The 1773-nt window shown below is 52.3% G+C and carries 1 rRNA gene; it reads right to left on the bottom strand.

The annotated features are described in order from the left end of the window. Window positions 1-63: 63 nt before the first annotated feature. Window positions 64-1605, bottom strand: a 16S ribosomal RNA gene (locus tag BHU62_RS24510). Window positions 1606-1773 lie beyond the last annotated feature (168 nt).

The raw sequence follows: 1773 nt of genomic DNA, 5'->3' as shown, positions 1-1773 counted from the left end.
TTTGCTCGTTACTTTCTATCAGACAATCTGTGTGAGCACGCCACTCGAATCAATATCTTTAGGTAAGGAGGTGATCCAACCGCAGGTTCCCCTACGGTTACCTTGTTACGACTTCACCCCAGTCATGAATCACAAAGTGGTAAGCGCCCTCCCGAAGGTTAAGCTACCTACTTCTTTTGCAACCCACTCCCATGGTGTGACGGGCGGTGTGTACAAGGCCCGGGAACGTATTCACCGTAGCATTCTGATCTACGATTACTAGCGATTCCGACTTCATGGAGTCGAGTTGCAGACTCCAATCCGGACTACGACATACTTTATGAGGTCCGCTTGCTCTCGCGAGGTCGCTTCTCTTTGTATATGCCATTGTAGCACGTGTGTAGCCCTACTCGTAAGGGCCATGATGACTTGACGTCATCCCCACCTTCCTCCAGTTTATCACTGGCAGTCTCCTTTGAGTTCCCGGCCGAACCGCTGGCAACAAAGGATAAGGGTTGCGCTCGTTGCGGGACTTAACCCAACATTTCACAACACGAGCTGACGACAGCCATGCAGCACCTGTCTCAGAGTTCCCGAAGGCACCAATCCATCTCTGGAAAGTTCTCTGGATGTCAAGAGTAGGTAAGGTTCTTCGCGTTGCATCGAATTAAACCACATGCTCCACCGCTTGTGCGGGCCCCCGTCAATTCATTTGAGTTTTAACCTTGCGGCCGTACTCCCCAGGCGGTCGATTTAACGCGTTAGCTCCGGAAGCCACGCCTCAAGGGCACAACCTCCAAATCGACATCGTTTACAGCGTGGACTACCAGGGTATCTAATCCTGTTTGCTCCCCACGCTTTCGCACCTGAGCGTCAGTCTTCGTCCAGGGGGCCGCCTTCGCCACCGGTATTCCTCCAGATCTCTACGCATTTCACCGCTACACCTGGAATTCTACCCCCCTCTACGAGACTCTAGCTTGCCAGTTTCAAATGCAGTTCCCAGGTTGAGCCCGGGGATTTCACATCTGACTTAACAAACCGCCTGCGTGCGCTTTACGCCCAGTAATTCCGATTAACGCTTGCACCCTCCGTATTACCGCGGCTGCTGGCACGGAGTTAGCCGGTGCTTCTTCTGCGAGTAACGTCAATGTGATGCCGTATTAAGACACCACCCTTCCTCCTCGCTGAAAGTGCTTTACAACCCGAAGGCCTTCTTCACACACGCGGCATGGCTGCATCAGGCTTGCGCCCATTGTGCAATATTCCCCACTGCTGCCTCCCGTAGGAGTCTGGACCGTGTCTCAGTTCCAGTGTGGCTGGTCATCCTCTCAGACCAGCTAGGGATCGTCGCCTAGGTGAGCCATTACCCCACCTACTAGCTAATCCCATCTGGGCACATCTGATGGCGTGAGGCCCGAAGGTCCCCCACTTTGGTCTTGCGACGTTATGCGGTATTAGCTACCGTTTCCAGTAGTTATCCCCCTCCATCAGGCAGTTTCCCAGACATTACTCACCCGTCCGCCGCTCGTCACCCAGAGAGCAAGCTCTCCCGTGCTACCGCTCGACTTGCATGTGTTAGGCCTGCCGCCAGCGTTCAATCTGAGCCATGATCAAACTCTTCAATTAAAAGCTTGATTTGCTTCCACTCGAGAAGCGATGCTCAAAGATTACTGCATGAATTTTACTTCAGTTAGTCACTCTTCAAGACTTGATATTTTTTTGCATCCGAAGATGCTGGATATCGTCTTGTGGAGTGCCCACACAGATTGTCTGATAAATTGTTAAAGAGCAGTG

Source organism: Serratia marcescens, from assembly GCF_001902635.1.
GTDB lineage: Bacteria > Pseudomonadota > Gammaproteobacteria > Enterobacterales > Enterobacteriaceae > Serratia > Serratia marcescens_F.
Note: the sequence above shows the minus strand (reverse complement) of the source record. Positions and strands in the feature narration are given on the sequence as shown.